Source organism: Reichenbachiella faecimaris, from assembly GCF_900176375.1.
GTDB classification, from domain to species: domain Bacteria; phylum Bacteroidota; class Bacteroidia; order Cytophagales; family Cyclobacteriaceae; genus Reichenbachiella; species Reichenbachiella faecimaris.
The window spans coordinates 435,682-454,261 of the sequence record NZ_FWYF01000004.1 but is presented as its reverse complement, the minus strand read 5'-3'; the positions used below and the strand labels follow the sequence as shown (position 1 = coordinate 454,261).

Here is an 18,580-nt window from a genome sequence, read left to right as displayed (position 1 = left end):
TAAAACCAAAACTATGAAAAAAGAAATAATATATCTAAGTATACTGTCATTGCTCCTTACGCTTGGTTGCTTTTCGAATAAGAGCAATCAGGAAGCTTCCAAAGCCTCCGTGTCTGAGATGGAAATCCTAGAAGATGCGCTAAACTGGTACGTAATAGGCGACTTCGGGCGCAATGGCTATGATGGCCAGCAAGAGGTAGCTGATCAGATGCAGGCCATTACCAAAACCTTAGAACCAGAGTTTATCCTTACCACAGGTGACAATTTCTACCCAGATGGTGTGGCCAGTGTACAAGATCCTTATTGGATTTCTTCGTTCGAAAATGTGTATAAAGGTTTCGGTCTTTTTGTGCCGTGGTACGCAGTTCTTGGCAATCATGACTATAGAGGGAACTATCAGGCTGAAATAGATTACACGCACGTAAGCCAAAGGTGGAATATGCCCGCACAGTACTTTGTAAAAGAGAAAGAGGAAGATGGAGTCACAGTTAAGTTTGTATTTATCGACACCAGCCCTTTTGAAGATGGATATTATGAAGAAGAAAAATACAAGGCGGTATGGAAACAAGACAGTACCAAGCAACTGCTTTGGATGGATAGCGTCTTAGCAGATAATTCAGCGGATTGGAAAGTTGTGGTTGGTCATCATCCACTTTATTCTGGAGGCAAACGCATTGAGGCCACTCAGGATGTTAGAGGTCATTTAGAGAAAGTGCTAAAGAAGCATAACGTGGATGTATATTTCGCTGGTCACGAGCATGATCTTCAGCATATTTATAATCCTTCTTACAAAACACATCATTTTATTTCAGGTGCTGGATCAGAAGTTAGACCCACAGGAAAAATGGAATATTCCTTGTTTTCAGCATCTCAGCACGGATTTGCTACGGCTTCAGCCACTAAGGATCAGCTGCTTGTCCAGTTTGTAGACCATCAAGGAGAAGTGATTTATAAATATAGTATTAAGAAGTAAATTAATCGCTGACCTTGCCTGGAATCAAGGTCAGCGAAGCTAAAACCAAAACATAAACTAGTTAGTTGAGTCCAATAACAATAAAGGCCTCATGTGATTTCCATTTAATGGGTATAACATAAATGGGCACCCCTTTTGGGAACTTAAGTTTTTCGGGAGCGCCTTTGAATACTATGGGTACTGAAATCATGAAATTTTTACCGTAAGTTTCTCTCACATTACCAGATACCACATTGGACAATTCCCCAGCCATATCGAGCAAGTCGGACGAGCTAGGTTCTTCAATATCCAGAAATAACGTGACCAATTCTTTGTATAGGTTGGTGTCTCCAGAGATATACACAAATCCTTTGCGGTCGCCTGAGATGCCAATCATGCCAGTATAGTCTTTGAGCATCACATTGTCTACTGTTTTGAGATAGGGCACACTGGTTTGGGATACTTCTCCTGTCAAATGGCCAAAGTAATTATTCACAGAATTGATGAACAATTGGCAGGTCTCTTCGAATTCAACTTTTTCTTTTTCCTTATACATAGCGGTTAATTTCTTTTTAGTAATTTATCAAATGCGGTTATGAGATCCGTTTGGCTGACAGGTTTGTATAAAAAGCCCCTAGCTCCTTTATCTAGCGCCAGTAGCCCTGTATATTTATCAGACAGTGCCGTGATAATCATGACACGGGCTTTTGGGTTGATGGTCATCATCTTGTCCAGGCAGGTAAGACCATCCATTTCGGGCATGGTGATGTCTAAGGTTACCACTTCTGGTTTTTTTTCTTCGAATTGTTCTATGGCTTCCTTTCCATTTCTGGCCATTCCGACGATTTCAAGATTGTAACTATTTAAGTGCTTTTCAATAGTGCGACGCATGACAGATGAGTCATCCACAATGAGTAATTTCATATTCAATTGGTTTAGGCCACAATGGCTAGTTCTTGTGTGTTTGTAGGGAAAATAAAGTCCAGTTCAAAAGACTGCCCTTTTTTAAAGGAGATATTGAGTTTCCCTTTATGTTTTTTGGTGAGCGAATTGACCAAGCTCAGACCATGCCCACGTCCAGAATGCTCTGTTACGCTTTCTGAAGTAGAGAACCCATCTTTGAACAGAAGCTTGAGTATATCCTTGGCTTCGAAGTTCTGGGCCTGCTCTTTAGATACCATTCCTTTGTCAATGGCTTGTCTGAGGATTTTTTTAAGGTCAAGCCCCTGTCCGTCATCCTTGTACTTGAAATGGAGATTCCCGTCTTTTGTAGATTGATCGAGCGACAGTTGAATAAGTGCTTCTTCTGGTTTGTTGAACGTAGTTCGTTCCTCTGGGAATTCAATACCATGCATGATTGAGTTTCTAATCAGTTGGATGCTGATGTCTTTGATGTCCAGCTTGTATTTTTCAGGTATGGAGATGTGCTTGTCATTGGCAAACTGAAACTTCACTTTCTTGCCTACATCCGCACTGATGCGTTTGGCACCTCTTTCGAGTGCTTCGATCAATCTTTCGTCAGTATTCAATTGCTTTTGAGAAAACTGGGTAGAGATATTAATAACCCTGTTGAGCAAGCTCTTGATGTTGGATAAAAGAATAGATATCTCACTGATTTCATACAGGATATTCAAAAAGTCATTGCCCACCACATTCTTGGTTTTAAGCTTACTCAATGAATTTTCAAGATCATGGAATTTTTCTGTAAGTAATTGCAAATCAATCAATGAGGCATTGCCTTTTAGGTTGTGAACTGTATTGAATGTGAAATTGATCAGTTCATTATAGTCATGCTTAGAGTCCATCTCGTAGCGCAAGGAAATGCTTTCCAAAGTTTCCTCTGCCGTCACCAAAAAGTCCATGAGCAAATCAGGCTCTATTCTTAGAATACTGAGCATTTGCTCTGTTTCTTGCTTGTTTTTTTGCTCTGCTTCTCTCACCTTCATCTCTAGTTGTACGGTTTCTGTTTCGTCAATGACCGTTACCAGAATGTTTCTGATCGATTCTCCCTCGAATACTCTTGAAAACAAAATTTTGATATGTTTCGAGTGTGCAATGCCTTGCTCGTCATAATGGAAAATTTCAATGTGCTCTACGGGATTTAGCTGCGAGAGTACATCAGTTTCAATCTCAGCGTCAAACAGATGCTTGATATACATCTGAAGTGCTTCTAAGTCTCGCGTAACCAGTCTGGGTCGCATAAAATTGATAAATTCCTGATTGGCGATTTCTTTTTGTTCGAATATCTGTTCCATTTGTTTAGAATAAACATCGCTAATGGTGAAATCGGGGTTCAATAAAAATATACCTTCATCCACGTTATTAAATACGGCCTCAGATTGGTTGTACAAGTATCTCACCTCCTTTTTTTCTTTGTCAAGAGCAGCATTGGTTACCTGTATTTCACTGATGGAATTTTCCAGCTTTGAATTGGAATTTTCGAGCTCTTTAGCTTTCATAGCATTGGCTATGGTTGATAGGCGAAGGTTATGCGCCCAAAAACCACAAATCGTAACTACAGTAATGGCCAAGCTGATATGGAAAATAAAAGTCTGTAAATCCATGTACTCAAGCTGTGTAAAATAGACCTGTTGACTCCCAATGAATTGGGCGTAGGCAAAGGCTGCATGGTGAAGCCCCACAAAAAGGATAAGGGGCACTTGCAACTTCCAGTTTTGGTAGGTGATCAAGATGGCTGAGGCAATAAAGGCGAAGAAATGCATTTCAAAAAGCCCATGCATCTGATAAATAAACAGTCCAACATATACGCCAAAAAACATACTGGCTACATATCTGTGCAACTCTGCACCAGGTAGAATCAATTTGATGACATACCAGGTGATGAGAGTAGAAGCTCCTACGGCCACAGCCAAAAGCCAAGTGTCATAGAAAGTAGCAAGGAACAAGGAAAACGCAACATGGGCGTACAAGAACCTGATAATGAAGACGTCAGACTTATAGTTGATGTCTTTAAAGGAAGCGGCGAGTTCGGGTTTTGTTAGGTTATTCATGGCTGAAACTTGATAAGTTGTTAATACATGCTGAAAATATTTTTTGATTCTTCGGCCAATCCACATCCATAGGAAACAGTAGATAGCAACCCAAACGCTGGAGCAGGGGCGCCACTAAACAAGGAGTCTAAGGCCATCTGGACAAAATTGCTGCCCGGGTCAGTGCAATAGCGGGACCGATTATAATTTCCTCTGTAATAGAGTCTGTTTTCTTTGCTGATAATGGCTGCTTGCGGGGTAGAGTACACGCCGAGTTCGTTGGCAAATGTTCTGTTTGTGTCCCTGATGACTTTCAGCTCTCCTTCAAAGTATTTCGTGGACAAATCGAGGTCGCTGTATTCTGGGATAACCACAACAAACTCCATGCGGTCTCCAAATTTTCTTTTGAGTGAATTGAAGTGCTTTAGATTGAATCGGGAGCAAGGACACTCGGGACTAAAGAAATGATATAGTATAGGAGATTGAGATGACTTTTTTAGGTAGTTGTCCAGATGGATGGATTGATTGACGTAAACAATCTGATAGTCGTCTGGCACTGGCGTGGGTAGTGTGTATTGCACTTCTTGCTGCCAAAATAGATATCCGATGAATGTAAATACAAACGCCAGAAACAGGGACAATCCTACATATTTAATGACAGATTTCATTTTGGTTAGGTTTATGAAATTTCAAATTTCTTCTTGGTCAAAAGAAGAATCCATAAGCGTAAGCTTATGGGGCTTATGATAAATACAGGGATGGTGGTCAGTATTAATTTATACTATAATAAAGTTATTCAATGATTTTATAAAACAAAATAATAGGTTGTAAAATTTACATTAGTTCATGAAATTTGGTAATTCTCTCATGATATACTAGGCGTAAAAACCTAGAAATAGCTAGGTGATGTGCCTACTTTCATCTCTAACATTGAAAAAAATATACTATTACTTGCTTTAAAGTAATATTATGACTTCTTTTCACTTTTCCATTGATGAAGTGTGTTTTATTTTGAATGATGACTTTTTGTATTTCATCATAGAGAGCGTGAAACTAAATGTTGGAAAGTGATGGATTTTATAATTACATAAAATGAAATTATTTAAGATAATAAATATCTATTTTTATTTTAAACCAATAAAGTTAGCTTAGCCTGGCGGGCTTTGAGAGCTGTATTTACTAAACCTACCTAACCATGCGAATATTATTTGTAGTGACTTGCCACAATGGCCTCAGTCAGCGTCTACAGTGCGAACTCGAACAAGAGAGCCATATCGTAGAGATTGCCATTTTTCAATCGGCTGATCAGATAGAAAAAGTGGTTGAACAGTGTTCACCAGATCTCATTATCGCGCCATTCTTAAAAAGCCCATTACCAGATACAGTTTGGCGGCAATACCTGTGCTTAATCGTTCATCCTGGAATTATAGGGGATAGAGGGCCGTCTTCTTTGGATTGGGCCATTATGAAAGAAGAACCAGTCTGGGGTGTGACCGTGCTACAAGCAGATGAAAAAATGGATGCAGGGGATATTTGGGCTTCAAAGGAATTTGAACGAAGAGAAGTGTCAAAGAGTAACCTCTATAGACATCAGGTGACAGAAGCCGCGACAGTGGCTGTAAAGCATGCGATAGCCAATTTCCAACTTAAAAATTTCAAGCCTCGCCCACTAGACTATGCTGATGCAGATGTCAGAGGGCAATGGAATAACCCAATCAAGCGCAAGGATAGACACTTTGAGTGGTCTGATACCTCTGCTCAAATTATAAGGAAAATTAAAGCGGCAGATAGTACGCCTGGCCTGTTGGAAACCCGAATATTTGATGAAGAATATTTTATGTATGGTGCTCATCATGAATCCCTTCTGAAGGGAAACCCGGGCGAGATTATTGCTAAACGCGATGGTGCTATTTGCATTGGAACTGGCGATGGTAGCGTGTGGATATCTCACCTAAAAAAGAAAAGAAATGGGATAAAGCGAAAAGCAGCTTTGCTCCTAGGTGATCAGTTGGATCATTTGCCTGAATCGCCATTGGACGCATTTGATGCTTACAATAATCAGGAGACTTTTAGAGAAATCTGGGTAGAACAGAATCAGGAGGTTTGCTTTATCAATTTTGATTTTTATAATGGCGCCATGTCTTCCCATCAATGCAATAGGTTGAGAAAAGTTTTTATGCAAGCGAGTCAAATGGACTGCTCTGTGATAGTACTCAAGGGAGGTGCAGACCTATGGTCTAACGGAATAGATCTCAACGAAATTGAATGTGCCGATAATCCGGCCGACGAATCCTGGGACAATATCGTAGCCATAGATGATTTGACCAGAGAGATCATTAACTGTGAGTCTAAGCTTGTCATTTCGGCCATGTCAGGCAATGCTGGGGCTGGTGGAGCCATATTGGCCTTGGCGGCTGACTTTGTATTTGCAAGAGCTGGTATCGTATTGAATCCTCATTACAAAAATATGGGGCTGTATGGATCAGAATATTGGACTTATCTGTTGCCTAAGAGGGTAGGTGGGAAAAAGGCAAAAGAAATCATGAATGACTGTGTCACCCTGGTAGCTGAGCAGGCCAAAGAAATTGGGTTTGTGGAAGAATGTTTGGCAGGTGAGGTCGACGATTTCAGCAAGCAAATTGGCGAAAAGGCATTGGCACTGGCCAGACACTCTGGATACAAAAATATGATTGCTCAAAAGAGAACTAAACGACTCAAGGATGAAACAGAAAAATCGCTGGACAGGTATAGAAATGAGGAATTGAGTGAAATGCAAAAAATATTCTATGACCCTGAATCAGCGTATCACCTCCAACGGCATTTTTTTGTCCACAAAATTGGGCAAAAGGATCAGCAAGAAAATGAATGGGAAATCAATAATTTCAAAGGTCAGAAAAGAGTAAGGGAACCCCAACATGTGTAGGTAGTGGTTCTTTCATTTTTTTTTGCTTATGACGACCAGCTAAAATCCGTAGGCTTGGTCTTTGTAAATATCGGGAAAGAATATTAACTCACAAATCTTGGCAAGTACCTCAGTTAGCCTATGGATTTTTAGCATTTGTTAGGTTTTCGTGCATTTTTCTCCGCCCCGTTTCTGCGTTCGTGTTAGTCCGTTCGTACTGGTGCAGTGGGAGTAGCCATACTCTTTGGCAGGTTTTGGTTTGTGAGGTTGTTTTGAGCGACTTGGCAATGTGTATGGCTGTATGTTATAGCAGAAAACCTTTCTTTAACCCGTATTCAACTCCTTTCTCCCAATCCGAACTTAAATGATCTCGAACTGTACTGAATAAGTGTTCTACCACATCTTCGTGAATCTGATTCTTTTCATAGTCATCGGCATACCTAAATTCACGATCGGTATTCTTCTGTTTTCTAAGGACATAAATTTGGTCAACCTTATACTTCCCTAAGTTTACCTGACTTGTAAGTTTTAACCATTCAGAAACCACGATATAAATACCATTAGGATTCTTGTTTTTCAGTTGTTCAGCCGCAGTTGACGAACCTTCAAGCATTGTCTTGTCCAAATAAGTTTTACACTCAATTGCAACAGCTGGTATTTGAAGAGTTACTTCTTCCATGTCCGTACTGCCATGCACTTGCATCTTCGTGTCAATATTAACACCAATGACAAAGTCATGATCTTTCTTTTCAATTTTGGTGTAAGGCTTAGTTACCATTTCTCTAAAATTTGGAGCATTAAAGAAAATGTCTTTAAAGGCATGAGCTTTTCCCAATTGAGCATGCTCAGAGAATTCAAATACTATGTCCTTGAATAAATAATAAATGAATTCTTCTAAAACACTTGAATGCAGATTCGATCTTGAGTCAAATTGTTCTGCATATTTCTGCTCATCAATGAAGTCCTTATATTTGGCAAACAGTCTAACTCTTTCTTTAATAATTTCAGAATCTGTTTCTTTTATTTCAATATGCGGACCTTTGAGGTCTTCATTTGCTTTATTCCATTTATCGTATTCTACACGTATTTCCTTTACATAGGAAACAGATGTTGCATCTCGGTATTTAGTTCCGTGATTTTCTTTTTGCTTTAAATTGTCTCCGTGTACGTACATTCTAATTCTTTTATTTTTTCAGTTTTAAAGACCTGGTAAATATTTTCTGCAATTGCCTTTGCCATTAATGGAGGTACAGCATTTCCAATTTGGTTATATTGACACAAGTGCTTTTCTTCTGTTCTTCCTTCTCGTGCCAACAATTTATGGCTTACAACAGTCGGCTTTCCTTTAAAAATAAACCAATCTGGAAATGATTGTACTCTTGCTCCTTCTCTTGGTGTAAAGTTTCTGTTCTTATAGGGATGAACAAAATTGGCGTAGAATGAAGCTGCTATTGTATGACAAGGTTTTTCCGGATAGAGTCTCCTATTGTTTTGGTCATACACTTTAGTTGAAATTTCCCCATTTCCATTTCTCTTATGAGGTTTCAAGTGGTCAGGAACATCGGAAACTGAATGCCCCCAAGACATTGATTCAAACCTTTCAACCATTCGCTTGGAGTGATTCATAGCTTTGTTATTATATACCTTATCAGAGCCTCTTCTATGTAAAATCTGATAATCATTAGTTGGAGTTTTGTCGTAAGGCATTTCTTCAGCACCTTCTCTCGCTTCAATATCTGGTAAATCAGATATAGCATCCCATAGGGTAGGGCATTTTTTTAATCCTTCACCAAATAGGCTAGGTGCTGTATCTGATACAGAATGCGTAGGAGAAGGGTGTGGATTGTCTAAGGGAGTCTTTGATGCAATTACAACCAGACGCTTTCTGATTTGAGGCACTCCGTAATCTGTAGCACTTAGAATTTTATCATATGTAAAGTATCCAAGTTCTTCGAGTTCCTTTTTAATAATGTCTATTACTAATTCCTTGTCCGCAGTTTTTGCCTTTGTTATGTTAGGAACATTCTCCATAATCATAACTTCGGGATTAAATATTCTACCAAGCCTCACGAACTCTTGAAAAAGAGAATTTCTCGGATCTTTCGGATCGCCCGCATTTCGATTACAAATTGAATAACCTTGACATGGAGGACCTCCTAAGATTATGTCTGGCTTTTCAGGAAAAGCCTTTAGTAAATCTTCATCGCTATAATGTTGTATGTCACCTACCAAAACATTAGCACCTTTATGATTGTGTTTAAAAGTATCAGCTGCCCATTGGTCATATTCAATTCCACCGATTATTTCATAATTTCCTGTTAGTTCAAAACCTAGACTAAATCCACCAGCACCAGCAAAACTGTCTAAAACTTTAATTTTCCTTTTAGCCATGTGAATTCGCTTTAGTTGTTTTTAAATACTTAATCTGCTCTTCAGCCACTTTTAAGGCTTCAATTCCTAACTCTTCATCTTTTAACTCATAAGTAATTTTGTCACTTAAAAATCGAATTGTTAGTTGATTGCAATCAAGTTGAAATACCTCGGACAACTTGATTACCATTTCTTTGATAGGATGGCGCTCATTTCTTTCTATTTTACTTAAGGTTGATTGGTCAATGTCAAGAAAAGCAGCAAGCTTTCTTAAAGGCATTTTATGCTCTTCCCTTAAGTACCTTATATATTCTCCAAATGTTTCCATAGTAGTCTAGAAAAAATATTCTTGACAAATTTGTCAAATAAATTTATTGTATACTAATTATTTGAGTATATTTTGTTAGCAACATTCGGAGCGTGGGGTGATTTTAGCTCTTTTGGTTTTTTGAGGAGGGCTTTGTGCGTTGGCAAAACCAAATGTGCTAAAATGTGCGGTGGGTTTCTACGTCACGGCATGGCATACAACGCCCCGATATAGTGTGGGGCGTGTTTTATCTTGTTAGTTTCTGATACAATATAGCCGAATCTGCGATTCGGTTCATACATTTTTGTTCAAATGAGGCGAATCGCAGATTTGGCGGGCTTTGCAAAAACCACCCGCGCGCCCGAAACCGCCGAACCGCCATACACTATATTGTATGTTAGCTGTATTTGTTCCACAGCACCTTTTGTCCAAATCCACTTTCAACGCACTTAGATTCATATTCGTTACCACACGACAGGCATCTTGAATGATTCCAAATAGAATACTCTTTTGGGTCTAATTTTTCCTCTAAAATTTCCAAAATTCCAGTAAGTCGATCTGGACTATTAAACATTGGTTTATCTACAATTGAACAGGCACATGCACCACTGCTTAGCTCATTTAAATGTTCAGAAAGAATGTACACTAAGGTTAAATATTCCTTATCGCCCGAGTTCGTTTGAGACAGTAAATGACTAAATCTCTCAGAATAGAGACTCAGACTTTTCATATATTCATGAGTTCGACCATGAACTAGAATATTTCTTGCCATCATTTCTATTTGTTGTCGTTCTCCAGTATTGAAGATTTTTTCTATCTCTTCTATATCCATGATGGATTCCTAATTACAGCTAACATCCGAATAAAGTGCACTGTGCACTTTACTCGCAATGCATCAATAATTGATTAATTAAATATTTTGTTTTTCTAAAAAGAGCTGCAACTCAAGATTAGGACTTTTTGGGATTGGATCAAAATTATGCCGTGTCATTTCGAACGAAGAGAGATATCTTATCTCTGCTCTGCGTCTAAATTGTAAATGACAAATAAAGCCGAAGGGTTTTTTCAGCACCAAACCTACAAGGTCTAGTCTTAGGGATTAAATCTCAGTCAAATCTATAAAAAGTAGTCCTTCAGGTTCTCGACCCATGGCTCTTGCTTTTTTCACTTGCTTTTTCGTGCGTTTGTGTATGTAGTTCAGGCTCATGTAGCTGTTATAGTAGCTCTTGAAGTTGAGCTTGTCCTGAACCATCCAGTTCTCATAATTGGACAGCTGGTCACGGAATTCGGCATTTTCCAGGTTAGGACTGCTTGCGCTGTCAATGTGATAGTCTCTCAAAATCGCCAAAACATAAATGAGTTTTTGCTGCAATAGAAAAATCTGACCTCTCAGCGATCCATATTTGCTCAAGTCGTTAAACCCAAAGGCATTGGCACCCCCAGCCACAGCAGCCATGATGCCTATATAGGGAACCGCTTTATGTGCTGTAGTCCCTTCAGTAAAGACATTGCCTGCGGCAGTGTAGGTGGCAAATAGCATGGTCATCACTGACAAGCCTTTCTTTAAATTTTTAACTCGACCTTCCCGTTGTTCAAGATCGATATGCATGGCACTCAAGTGGTCAATTAAAAAGACCGCATCGTCTCGATAGTCCAAGTAGCTTTGGTAGGTAATTTCTGTATTCTCGCGATGGTGAACAGTGAGTGTAAAGGCACGTTGGTCTATAGAGCCATCAGGGTCTTCAGCTACCATCAGCATATCAAATTTCTTAGGTTTCAATTCTATACCTATAATGTTGTAATCTGGTGTCCAGTCCAACTCTACGGCATTATTTCGCTCCTGCCAGGTCATTCCTTGTGGCGCACCAATGATGTCGAAGGTGAGTTCATTAAAGTCATCATTGGCATCCTGGATGAAGATAGTTCTATGAAAGGCCAGCCCTTCATACACATCTTCGTTTTGAAGGTTTAGAATTCTTGGAGGCTCATTTTTAATACTCCGCTTGATGAGAAAGGTCTTTGTGATCGTGATGGGGTTGTCTACACCATGTTCACTTACTTCTACACTTACTTCTATTGGAAACTGCTTCTTGAGCTTGTCTATCTGGTATTGGTTGAGTTTCCAGTAAAATTTCCCATTGGATACTTTTGGATTGCCCTCAGAGGTGGGTATATCCATTTTGAAATGCAAAGAGTCCTGATCAGGGTCGATCACCGTGAGATCTACTTCTAGCGCCTCATTGGCATGCATCAGGTACTCATCCAGCACAGGAAACTTGAAATAGGGCGGTTCGTTCTTTCTATTGATAATGAACAAAAAGACGTGTTGGGAATTCTGCCCTTGCGTATCATGTGCATTGACAGTCAGACTGAAATATTTTTGCTCTAAATGAATGTCAAGTGGCGTCCATTTGAAGGTCAGCTGATTGTGAATGATTTCTACTTTGCCATTGCCTACATGATATTCACCCTCGTTGTCATTAAAGTAATGATCCAATACAACCCTAGATGAGTCTTGAGCAGCATAGCCAAGGACGGACAGCTCAATGGTCTGGCCAGGGTGCAATTCATAAAACCCATTTTTCAATTCCAGATTAGAATGAATGAAAAATTTGGGCGGATTGTAGTCTGCGAGTATTTTAATGAACACTGATTCAATATCAATCAGTTTGGTGCTATCAATGAGAAAAAATTCTACAGTGATTTTTGAATCCTCTGAGCTTTCTGGAATGACCCAGGAAAACATGCCATTTTCATCAAACTGAGCATCTGCTGGTGCATTTTTCATGATAATGCTGCCGCTACCTGTTTGCGCGACAAGCACTTGTATCTCTTCGCCAACTTTGGCTTCAATAAACTTCTGGCTAATCGTGAGTGAAGATATTTCTTGTGCCGAGAGTATTTGAAAAAGGAATAAGAGGAGGTTGAGAAGTACTAACTTTTTGGTCATTCTTTCCTGGCGATTGAAAATAATAAATTAATTTGTTCTCTGGGCTAAGCACAAATATAAGACCGAAAAGGAATTAATACGAAGATGCATCAGGCTACTTTCCAGGGGTTAGGCCCTGATAGCAGTTGGTCCAAATCCCCATCTCCATTTTTATTTACAGCTTCTTTCAGTTGATCTTCCAGATGATCTTCATAGCTATAGCGCTCTTCTTTGTAGAACAAGCCGAACGGCCTGGGCAATGCGCCTGGTTCGGCACTATATTCGAAAAACTGGGTGAGTATAGTCGCTTTGATGCGATCAGTAGGGTCGTGCAGCCAGCATGCTTCGGCTGCTTGTTCATTGGTCAAATCAATAATTTTTGGTTTGAAACCGTCCAGAGTGATCCCTTTATTCGAGTCAGTGCCAAAGATCAAGGGTTTGCCTTCTTCCAGCATCAGCACATGATCATCCTTGATCCCCTTGTCTGAAAATGAAGAGAAACAACCATCATTAAATACATTGCAATTTTGATAAATCTCTACAAAGCTAGCGCCGTGATGGTTATGTGCTTGCATCAGTGTCTCTCTGAGGTGAGTAGGGTTAGTGTCTATAGAGCGCGCTACAAATGTGCCTTCAGCCCCAAGGGCCAGCATCAGTGGATTGAATGGATAGTCAAGTGATCCCTGAGGTGTGGAAGCTGAAATTTTACCAATAGGAGAAGTAGGGGAGTATTGTCCTTTGGTCAGTCCATAGATTTCATTGTTGAACAAGAGAATATTCACATTGAAATTTCTTCTAAGCAGGTGGATCAAATGATTGCCTCCTATAGACAATGCATCCCCATCCCCAGTAATGATCCAGACATCCAAGTTAGGGTTGGCGGCTTTCAGTCCACTAGCAATAGCTGTGGCTCGTCCATGGATGCTGTGCATGCCGTAGGTTTCAGTATAGTATGGAAACCTCGAAGAACAACCGATTCCCGAGATGAAAACTATGTTTTCTCTTGGCACGCCAATTTCGGGCAATATCTTCTTGACCTGATTCAGGATGCTATAATCACCACAACCAGGGCACCATCTCACTTCCTGATCGGATGCAAAGTCCTTGGCAGTGTAATTTTTTGGTTCTGCTATTTTATCCATGGCTCAATTCATTAAGTATGGCTTCTTTGATTTCATGTACAGTGAAAGGCACTCCTTTTATTTTGGTGACACTCTTGATCGGGAGTAAGAATTTGTTTCTCAACACCATGACGAGTTGTCCATTGTTCATTTCGGGAACAATAATCTTTTCGAAATGTCTGAGTATTTCGCCCAGGTTGGAGGGGAGCGGATGAATCATGCGTATGTGAATATGGGCGATATCATATCCTTCTTCTCCCAATGAGATAATGGCAGATTCTATGGCGCCAAATGTAGAACCCCAGCCAATGACCAAAAGCTTAGATTTTTCACTCCCTTGCGCATAGGATTGTTTAGGAAATACTTGGGCAATTTTATCGATTTTCTCTGCTCTAATCTTAATCATTTGCTCATGGTTGTCTGGATCATAGCTCACGTTGCCCGTGTCAATTTCTTTTTCCAGCCCTCCAATACGATGCTCCAATCCAGCCATGCCTGGTATGGCCCATTTTCTCACTAGATTTTCCTCTCTTTGATAGGGAAGGAAGGGTTCGTCATTGGTTTTGGCAGCCACAAGTGGAGGGCTGATGTCTGGCAAATCTTTACTTTGTGGATATTGCCAGGGTTCGGAACCATTGGCGATATATCCATCTGACAGGAATATAACTGGAGTCATGTGCTCTAAGGCCACCTTGCAGGCCATGAATGCCAATTCAAAACAATCTTTTGGCGTGGCTGCCGCAAAAATAGGAAGAGGTGCTTCTCCATTTCTGCCATACATCGCCTGGAGAAGGTCTGCCTGCTCTGTTTTGGTGGGAAGACCAGTAGAAGGGCCACCTCTTTGCACATTGATGATGACTAAGGGCAATTCCAGAATCATGGCTAGTCCCATAGCTTCACCCTTGAGTGCTATGCCAGGCCCAGAGGAGGCCGTGGCGCCCAGTTGGCCTGCAAATGAAGCACCTATTGCTGAGCAAATTGCAGCAATCTCGTCCTCAGCCTGATAGGTCTTCACTCCAAAATTTTTGTATCTGGACAGCTGATGCAATATGTTGGAGGCTGGGGTGATTGGGTAGCTGCCATAAAACAGACCTAGTCCAGATTTTTTTGAAGCGGCTACCAATGCAAGTGCTACGGCTTGATTGCCGTTTACATTTCTGTAATTGCCCTTAGGCAATTTGGCAGGCTTGATATTGAATCTTGAAGTGAAGGTTTCGCTTGTATCGGCGAAGTTAAAACCAGCGCGCAGTACCTTGATGTTGGCTTCAGCAAGTTCTGGTTTGCTTTTAAATTTCCCGGTAAGGAAATCTATGGTGTATTTCAAATCCTGATTGAACATCCAGTAGACAAAACCTAATACAAACATGTTTTTGCAACGCTCTATCTCTTTTCGATCCATGCCAGTATCAGCTAGCGTGTCTTGTGTCATTTTAGTCACATCAAAGACATGAAGATCGTAGTTGTCCAACGAATGGTTTTCTAGTGGATTTGTGCCATCTGCATATTTGGCAAGCGCGAGGTTTTTTTTATCAAATCCTGAGGTGTTTGCAATGATTACTCCTCCTTTTTTGAGTTGGTGTAGGTTGGTTTTTAGTGCTGCGGCATTCATGGCTACCAGTACATCATATTGATCACCTGGAGTGAATACTTTAACACTGCCTAATTTGAGTTGAAAACCGGATACACCAAACAGTGTGCCTTTGGGCGCTCTGATCTCTGCTGGGAAATTTGGAAAGGTGCTGATGTCGTTGCCGAATATCTCGACAGTCTCAGAAAATTGACCGCCAGTGAGTTGAATGCCGTCACCAGAATCTCCGGCAAAAAAGATGACTGCTTCGTTTGGGGATGTTGCTTTCATGCGGCAAAAGCATTTGGTGTTAGTAGAAGTTACGAAATTTTGAGGTGAAAAGACGAGCGAAACGGGATATTTAGTCAATTGACACTAGAAGTGACAAGGCACCTTGCTTTGCACTTGATAAAGGGCCGAATATTTGATAAATTAGGTATATGAATATAAACCGTAAAATTTGTGTGTGTGTGCTGACCCTAATGCTGTCAGTAGGTACAGTTTCGGCTCAGTCTAGCCTTACCCAGTTGCCGTTTGGGATAGTCATTGGTCAAACGACCAATGAAGAGATTGAAGACCGAGGTACTTGCATAAAGCAAGTTGAAGAAAGAGATGGTAGTGTACGATGCGAAAAGTATGACATTGCTGGCAATTTTACCGTCATGTCCAGTCAGAACGAGGTGGTAAACAAAGTGTCTTTTGATGGAACCATTGGCAACCAATTGCCACGAATTTGGCAGGAGTTAGGTTTAGAGTTTGGAGGGCAAAACAATTCTGGCACTTTAGAAATTGATTTTAGAAATATTATTAAAGCCAATGGAGCTACTTATATCAATACCTCTATTATCTATAAGGATAAAGAAGAAGATGGTATTCTGTTCAAGTTTGAAATTGAGGGGTTGAAATATGAAGCTACTGTGATCACCAATAGCTCGACTACTAATCGGTTGGGTCTAAAGAATATAACAATTACAGAGTCTTATTAGGTATTCATCCAGCGCCAGAAACGCTGCAGCATATTGCCTGCTGGTGGTTGTTCTTGTTTCTTTTTTCGAACGGTTACCTTTTTGGGTTTTTTCTTGGCAGGAGTAGTGGCAACTGCGGACTTCACAGCTTGTTTGTAGTGCTGTTCTTTTGCCTTTTTCCGTCGTCGTTCTTCTTGTTCTTTACGCTTTTTCTCCTCCCATTCTTTTTTCTTTCGAGCGGCTTCTAATGGATTGTAGTCCTTATTGAATTTTTTGCCTTTATAGTTCTTTGGCTTGCGTTTTCGATCTCGCTTAGGGCCTGTGGTAGTAATGATCTCGTCAGGATCGTAAGTCTTCTTTTCTTCTTTCTCAGGTTCTTCAGTGGTCTCAGGTTCCACTTTTGGTTCTGGCAAATCGATTTTACCTTTTACTGTTAGACCTTGTAGTTTAACCTTTGCTGGTTTTATGACTTCTATATTTTCGTCATAGGCCAAACGTTCTACATAGGATTCTATCTCTGGATCCAGATCGTCGGGAACTTGGGGTACGTATGCTTCTTCCTCTTCTTGTTCTTTTACGTTTCCCTCTTTTTCCGTATTTTCTTCTTTGTTTACTACTTCCACTTCCTGGTCTGTCGAAATCTCCGAATCAGAGGAGTGCTCTTCTAGTTCGTGAGGTAGCGCTATTTCGACGAATGATTCAGATACTTTAGGTTTTTCATCCTTTGCTGCTTCTTTGGGTATTTCTATTTGCTCTGTTGGGACTTCTTCTTTTGTTTCTTCAACTATGGCTTCAACTACTTCTGGTTTGGATTCTTCTTCAATGATTGGCGTCTCTTCTATTTCAGCAACTGGCGCTTCTACCACCTCAGCTAGAGGTTCTTCTATTTCTAAACTAGCACCATAATGGTCAAGTACCAATTCGATTTGCTCCTCACTAAGTTTGGTATTGGTGCCACTGGAAAGTGATAAATTCTGTGACTCCAAAAAGGCAGTCAGCTTGGATGGGGTAATGCTTATTTTTCTTGCTAAAGTTCCGAGCCTCATTCTTATTTCACGCTTAATAATCCACAAATATAAATTTTGTGAGATATTCTCTTATACTAAATACGTTAAACCGTATTTTTTTCTAAGACATACGCTTCAATACCTTGCCATGTTTATAACTTAACCTCTAAATTTCTAAAACAATTAAAAAAAGAGAATGATAAGAGTCAAAAAATTCGGGGTTCTTCAAACGGCTAAAGTAGCAGCCATCATCTACGTGTTCATTTCGTTAATCATCATCTTGCCTTTTGCTATGCTTGGTTCTATGGTTTCGGAAGAATTTTTTCCAGAATTGGCTGATTTTGGAGTGGTCGCCCTGCTGATGGTTCCTATTATGTATGGAGTGATTGGGTTCATCTTCACAGCTATTGGGTGTGTGATTTACAACCTGATAGCTAGTTTCACTGGAGGCATTGAGATTGAAATGGAGACTGCTCAGGATTAGCTCTACTGAAATCGAATCATTCTAGTAAATGAAGTTTGGTATTCTTTTGGTGTTTGATTCAATGTCTTCTTGAAGGTGCGGATGAAGTAGGAGAGGTTGTTGAACCCGCACGATAGATACACTTCTTTGATTTGAATTTTTGGTTGTTTCAATAGGCGAGTAGCTTTTTTTATACGTTCTTCATTGATGAACTGAATAGGCGATACACCCAATTCCGATCTAAAGACTCGATGAAAGCTGGACTCACTCATGCATGCCACTTGGCAAAGGTCTGAAACAGCCAATGGCAGATGGAGGTTTTTTTTGATGTAATCTATCGTGGCTGCTAGTCGGTGATTGCTCGAAAACTGGCGGCTATTGTCTGCCAGTACCCGTCTGTTTTCTTTTTGTAAGACCCTGATGATCAATTCTCTGATCATCATATCCACGAAATAATCTTTAGAGGTGTGGTTTTCAGCGAATAAAAAGATCAGACGTTGAATAATTTGGGATACAGCTGGATCATTGGTGAAGGCAAAATTATCCGCACTCATCTGCCATTCACGATCATCAAGCAGGTGCGACTGTTCATTTATATTTTCAACGACCCGATTGATTTTTTCTGGAGAAATGGTCATAGCCAGGCACTTAGTGGGATTATTTGTGGCAGCTTCTGGGAAATCAATTTTCATAATTTCATTGGCCGGCATGATGATAGATTCCCCAGGCAAGAAGTCAAATGGTTTTTGTTCTCTCAGATGCATGATTTTCTTACCCTCAATCATACTGGCAAAAACCGGTTGGTGAAATTGCAACACTACCTCTTCTGCATAATGGTGAGTTTCATACACGTTCATTTCAGCATTTTCTAGCGTATAAGTTGTACGGTTTTCGACCAGATGCTCTAGCCGCCTGGTTTCATAAAATCCATTAGATAACTGCATATTCACTTCGGGTTTCTGTGAACTAATCATTCAAATTACACAAAAAATGAGTGCTAATCAATT

General features: G+C 40.2%; 17 protein-coding genes. 4 read left to right on the top strand and 13 right to left on the bottom strand.

Translation table 11 applies throughout. The annotated features are described in order from the left end of the window. Positions 1–13 precede the first annotated feature (13 nt). Entirely contained in the window at positions 14–973 is a 960-nt protein-coding gene (locus B9A58_RS18600; RefSeq protein WP_084374378.1) for a metallophosphoesterase, read from the top strand. Positions 974–1,034: 61 nt separating this feature from the next. Here B9A58_RS18600 and B9A58_RS18595 read toward each other — a convergent pair whose 3' ends face one another. From B9A58_RS18595 to B9A58_RS18580, 4 genes are read right to left on the bottom strand one after another with little or no spacing between them, the layout of a single operon-like run. Beyond that, the gene (locus B9A58_RS18595; protein WP_084374377.1) at positions 1,035–1,508 is read right to left on the bottom strand and encodes a chemotaxis protein CheX; all 474 of its coding nucleotides are present in this window, start codon (positions 1,506–1,508) and stop codon (positions 1,035–1,037) included. A gap of 5 nt (positions 1,509–1,513) precedes the next feature. Then, positions 1,514–1,876: a response regulator gene (locus tag B9A58_RS18590; RefSeq protein ID WP_084374376.1), complete on the bottom strand. Its 363-nt coding sequence runs from the start codon at positions 1,874–1,876 to the stop codon at positions 1,514–1,516. A gap of 11 nt (positions 1,877–1,887) precedes the next feature. After that, complete coding sequence (locus B9A58_RS18585; protein ID WP_176214840.1) at positions 1,888–3,963, bottom strand: ATP-binding protein; 2,076 nt, start codon at positions 3,961–3,963, stop codon at positions 1,888–1,890. Positions 3,964–3,983: 20 nt separating this feature from the next. Further along, positions 3,984–4,610, bottom strand: a complete 627-nt coding sequence (locus tag B9A58_RS18580; protein WP_084374374.1) for a DUF6436 domain-containing protein — start codon at positions 4,608–4,610, stop codon at positions 3,984–3,986. A gap of 527 nt (positions 4,611–5,137) precedes the next feature. Between B9A58_RS18580 and B9A58_RS18575 the strand changes: the two genes are divergently transcribed. Further along, complete coding sequence (locus B9A58_RS18575; protein ID WP_084374373.1) at positions 5,138–6,865, top strand: hydrogenase maturation protein; 1,728 nt, start codon at positions 5,138–5,140, stop codon at positions 6,863–6,865. A 283-nt stretch (positions 6,866–7,148) separates the two neighbouring features. Here the strand turns inward: B9A58_RS18575 and B9A58_RS18570 are convergent, their stop codons facing one another. From B9A58_RS18570 to B9A58_RS18540, 7 genes are all read right to left on the bottom strand, one after another. Then, positions 7,149–8,018 carry a Bpu10I family restriction endonuclease gene (locus B9A58_RS18570; protein ID WP_084374372.1) on the bottom strand — a complete coding sequence of 290 codons (870 nt, stop codon included), beginning with the start codon at positions 8,016–8,018 and terminating at the stop codon, positions 7,149–7,151. After that, complete coding sequence (locus B9A58_RS18565) at positions 7,994–9,235, bottom strand: DNA cytosine methyltransferase (protein WP_084374371.1); 1,242 nt, start codon at positions 9,233–9,235, stop codon at positions 7,994–7,996. The genes B9A58_RS18570 and B9A58_RS18565 overlap by 25 nt, the downstream gene beginning before the upstream one ends. Then, the gene (locus B9A58_RS18560) at positions 9,228–9,542 is read right to left on the bottom strand and encodes a helix-turn-helix domain-containing protein (protein ID WP_084374370.1); all 315 of its coding nucleotides are present in this window, start codon (positions 9,540–9,542) and stop codon (positions 9,228–9,230) included. Before B9A58_RS18560 ends, B9A58_RS18565 begins: the two co-directional genes overlap by 8 nt. A gap of 376 nt (positions 9,543–9,918) precedes the next feature. Then, complete coding sequence (locus B9A58_RS18555; protein WP_084374369.1) at positions 9,919–10,353, bottom strand: hypothetical protein; 435 nt, start codon at positions 10,351–10,353, stop codon at positions 9,919–9,921. Positions 10,354–10,620: 267 nt separating this feature from the next. Then, positions 10,621–12,471, bottom strand: a complete 1,851-nt coding sequence (locus B9A58_RS18550; protein WP_084374368.1) for a hypothetical protein — start codon at positions 12,469–12,471, stop codon at positions 10,621–10,623. Positions 12,472–12,560: 89 nt separating this feature from the next. After that, positions 12,561–13,592, bottom strand: a complete 1,032-nt coding sequence (locus B9A58_RS18545) for a 2-oxoacid:ferredoxin oxidoreductase subunit beta (protein ID WP_084374367.1) — start codon at positions 13,590–13,592, stop codon at positions 12,561–12,563. Then, positions 13,585–15,429 (bottom strand): 2-oxoacid:acceptor oxidoreductase subunit alpha, encoded by a 1,845-nt coding sequence (locus tag B9A58_RS18540; RefSeq protein ID WP_084374366.1) that lies wholly within the window; start codon positions 15,427–15,429, stop codon positions 13,585–13,587. Before B9A58_RS18540 ends, B9A58_RS18545 begins: the two co-directional genes overlap by 8 nt. A gap of 149 nt (positions 15,430–15,578) precedes the next feature. Between B9A58_RS18540 and B9A58_RS18535 the strand changes: the two genes are divergently transcribed. Next, entirely contained in the window at positions 15,579–16,124 is a 546-nt protein-coding gene (locus tag B9A58_RS18535; protein WP_139793973.1) for a hypothetical protein, read from the top strand. On the opposite strand, the gene B9A58_RS18530 is transcribed toward B9A58_RS18535, so the two are convergent. Beyond that, positions 16,121–17,149 carry a hypothetical protein gene (locus tag B9A58_RS18530; RefSeq protein WP_084374364.1) on the bottom strand — a complete coding sequence of 343 codons (1,029 nt, stop codon included), beginning with the start codon at positions 17,147–17,149 and terminating at the stop codon, positions 16,121–16,123. The genes B9A58_RS18535 and B9A58_RS18530 overlap by 4 nt on opposite strands. A gap of 157 nt (positions 17,150–17,306) precedes the next feature. Here B9A58_RS18530 and B9A58_RS18525 point away from each other — a divergent pair, with 157 nt between their 5' ends. Then, positions 17,307–17,594, top strand: a complete 288-nt coding sequence (locus B9A58_RS18525; RefSeq protein WP_084374363.1) for a hypothetical protein — start codon at positions 17,307–17,309, stop codon at positions 17,592–17,594. A 2-nt stretch (positions 17,595–17,596) separates the two neighbouring features. On the opposite strand, the gene B9A58_RS18520 is transcribed toward B9A58_RS18525, so the two are convergent. Beyond that, entirely contained in the window at positions 17,597–18,517 is a 921-nt protein-coding gene (locus B9A58_RS18520; protein WP_084374429.1) for an AraC family transcriptional regulator, read from the bottom strand. Between the last annotated feature and the right edge of the window lie 63 nt (positions 18,518–18,580).

Bases quoted from the DNA above. Each gene is read 5' to 3' on its own strand.
- B9A58_RS18540 (WP_084374366.1), bottom strand. From the start codon at position 15,429: ATGAAAGCAACATCCCCAAACGAAGCAGTCATCTTTTTTGCCGGAGAT.
- B9A58_RS18550 (WP_084374368.1), bottom strand. From the start codon at position 12,471: ATGACCAAAAAGTTAGTACTTCTCAACCTCCTCTTATTCCTTTTTCAA.
- B9A58_RS18600 (WP_084374378.1), top strand. From the start codon at position 14: ATGAAAAAAGAAATAATATATCTAAGTATACTGTCATTGCTCCTTACG.
- B9A58_RS18545 (WP_084374367.1), bottom strand. From the start codon at position 13,592: ATGGATAAAATAGCAGAACCAAAAAATTACACTGCCAAGGACTTTGCA.
- B9A58_RS18590 (WP_084374376.1), bottom strand. From the start codon at position 1,876: ATGAAATTACTCATTGTGGATGACTCATCTGTCATGCGTCGCACTATT.
- B9A58_RS18525 (WP_084374363.1), top strand. From the start codon at position 17,307: ATGATAAGAGTCAAAAAATTCGGGGTTCTTCAAACGGCTAAAGTAGCA.
- B9A58_RS18530 (WP_084374364.1), bottom strand. From the start codon at position 17,149: ATGAGGCTCGGAACTTTAGCAAGAAAAATAAGCATTACCCCATCCAAG.
- B9A58_RS18575 (WP_084374373.1), top strand. From the start codon at position 5,138: ATGCGAATATTATTTGTAGTGACTTGCCACAATGGCCTCAGTCAGCGT.
- B9A58_RS18595 (WP_084374377.1), bottom strand. From the start codon at position 1,508: ATGTATAAGGAAAAAGAAAAAGTTGAATTCGAAGAGACCTGCCAATTG.
- B9A58_RS18570 (WP_084374372.1), bottom strand. From the start codon at position 8,018: ATGTACGTACACGGAGACAATTTAAAGCAAAAAGAAAATCACGGAACT.
- B9A58_RS18535 (WP_139793973.1), top strand. From the start codon at position 15,579: ATGAATATAAACCGTAAAATTTGTGTGTGTGTGCTGACCCTAATGCTG.
- B9A58_RS18580 (WP_084374374.1), bottom strand. From the start codon at position 4,610: ATGAAATCTGTCATTAAATATGTAGGATTGTCCCTGTTTCTGGCGTTT.
- B9A58_RS18520 (WP_084374429.1), bottom strand. From the start codon at position 18,517: ATGCAGTTATCTAATGGATTTTATGAAACCAGGCGGCTAGAGCATCTG.
- B9A58_RS18585 (WP_176214840.1), bottom strand. From the start codon at position 3,963: ATGAATAACCTAACAAAACCCGAACTCGCCGCTTCCTTTAAAGACATC.
- B9A58_RS18560 (WP_084374370.1), bottom strand. From the start codon at position 9,542: ATGGAAACATTTGGAGAATATATAAGGTACTTAAGGGAAGAGCATAAA.
- B9A58_RS18565 (WP_084374371.1), bottom strand. From the start codon at position 9,235: ATGGCTAAAAGGAAAATTAAAGTTTTAGACAGTTTTGCTGGTGCTGGT.
- B9A58_RS18555 (WP_084374369.1), bottom strand. From the start codon at position 10,353: ATGGATATAGAAGAGATAGAAAAAATCTTCAATACTGGAGAACGACAA.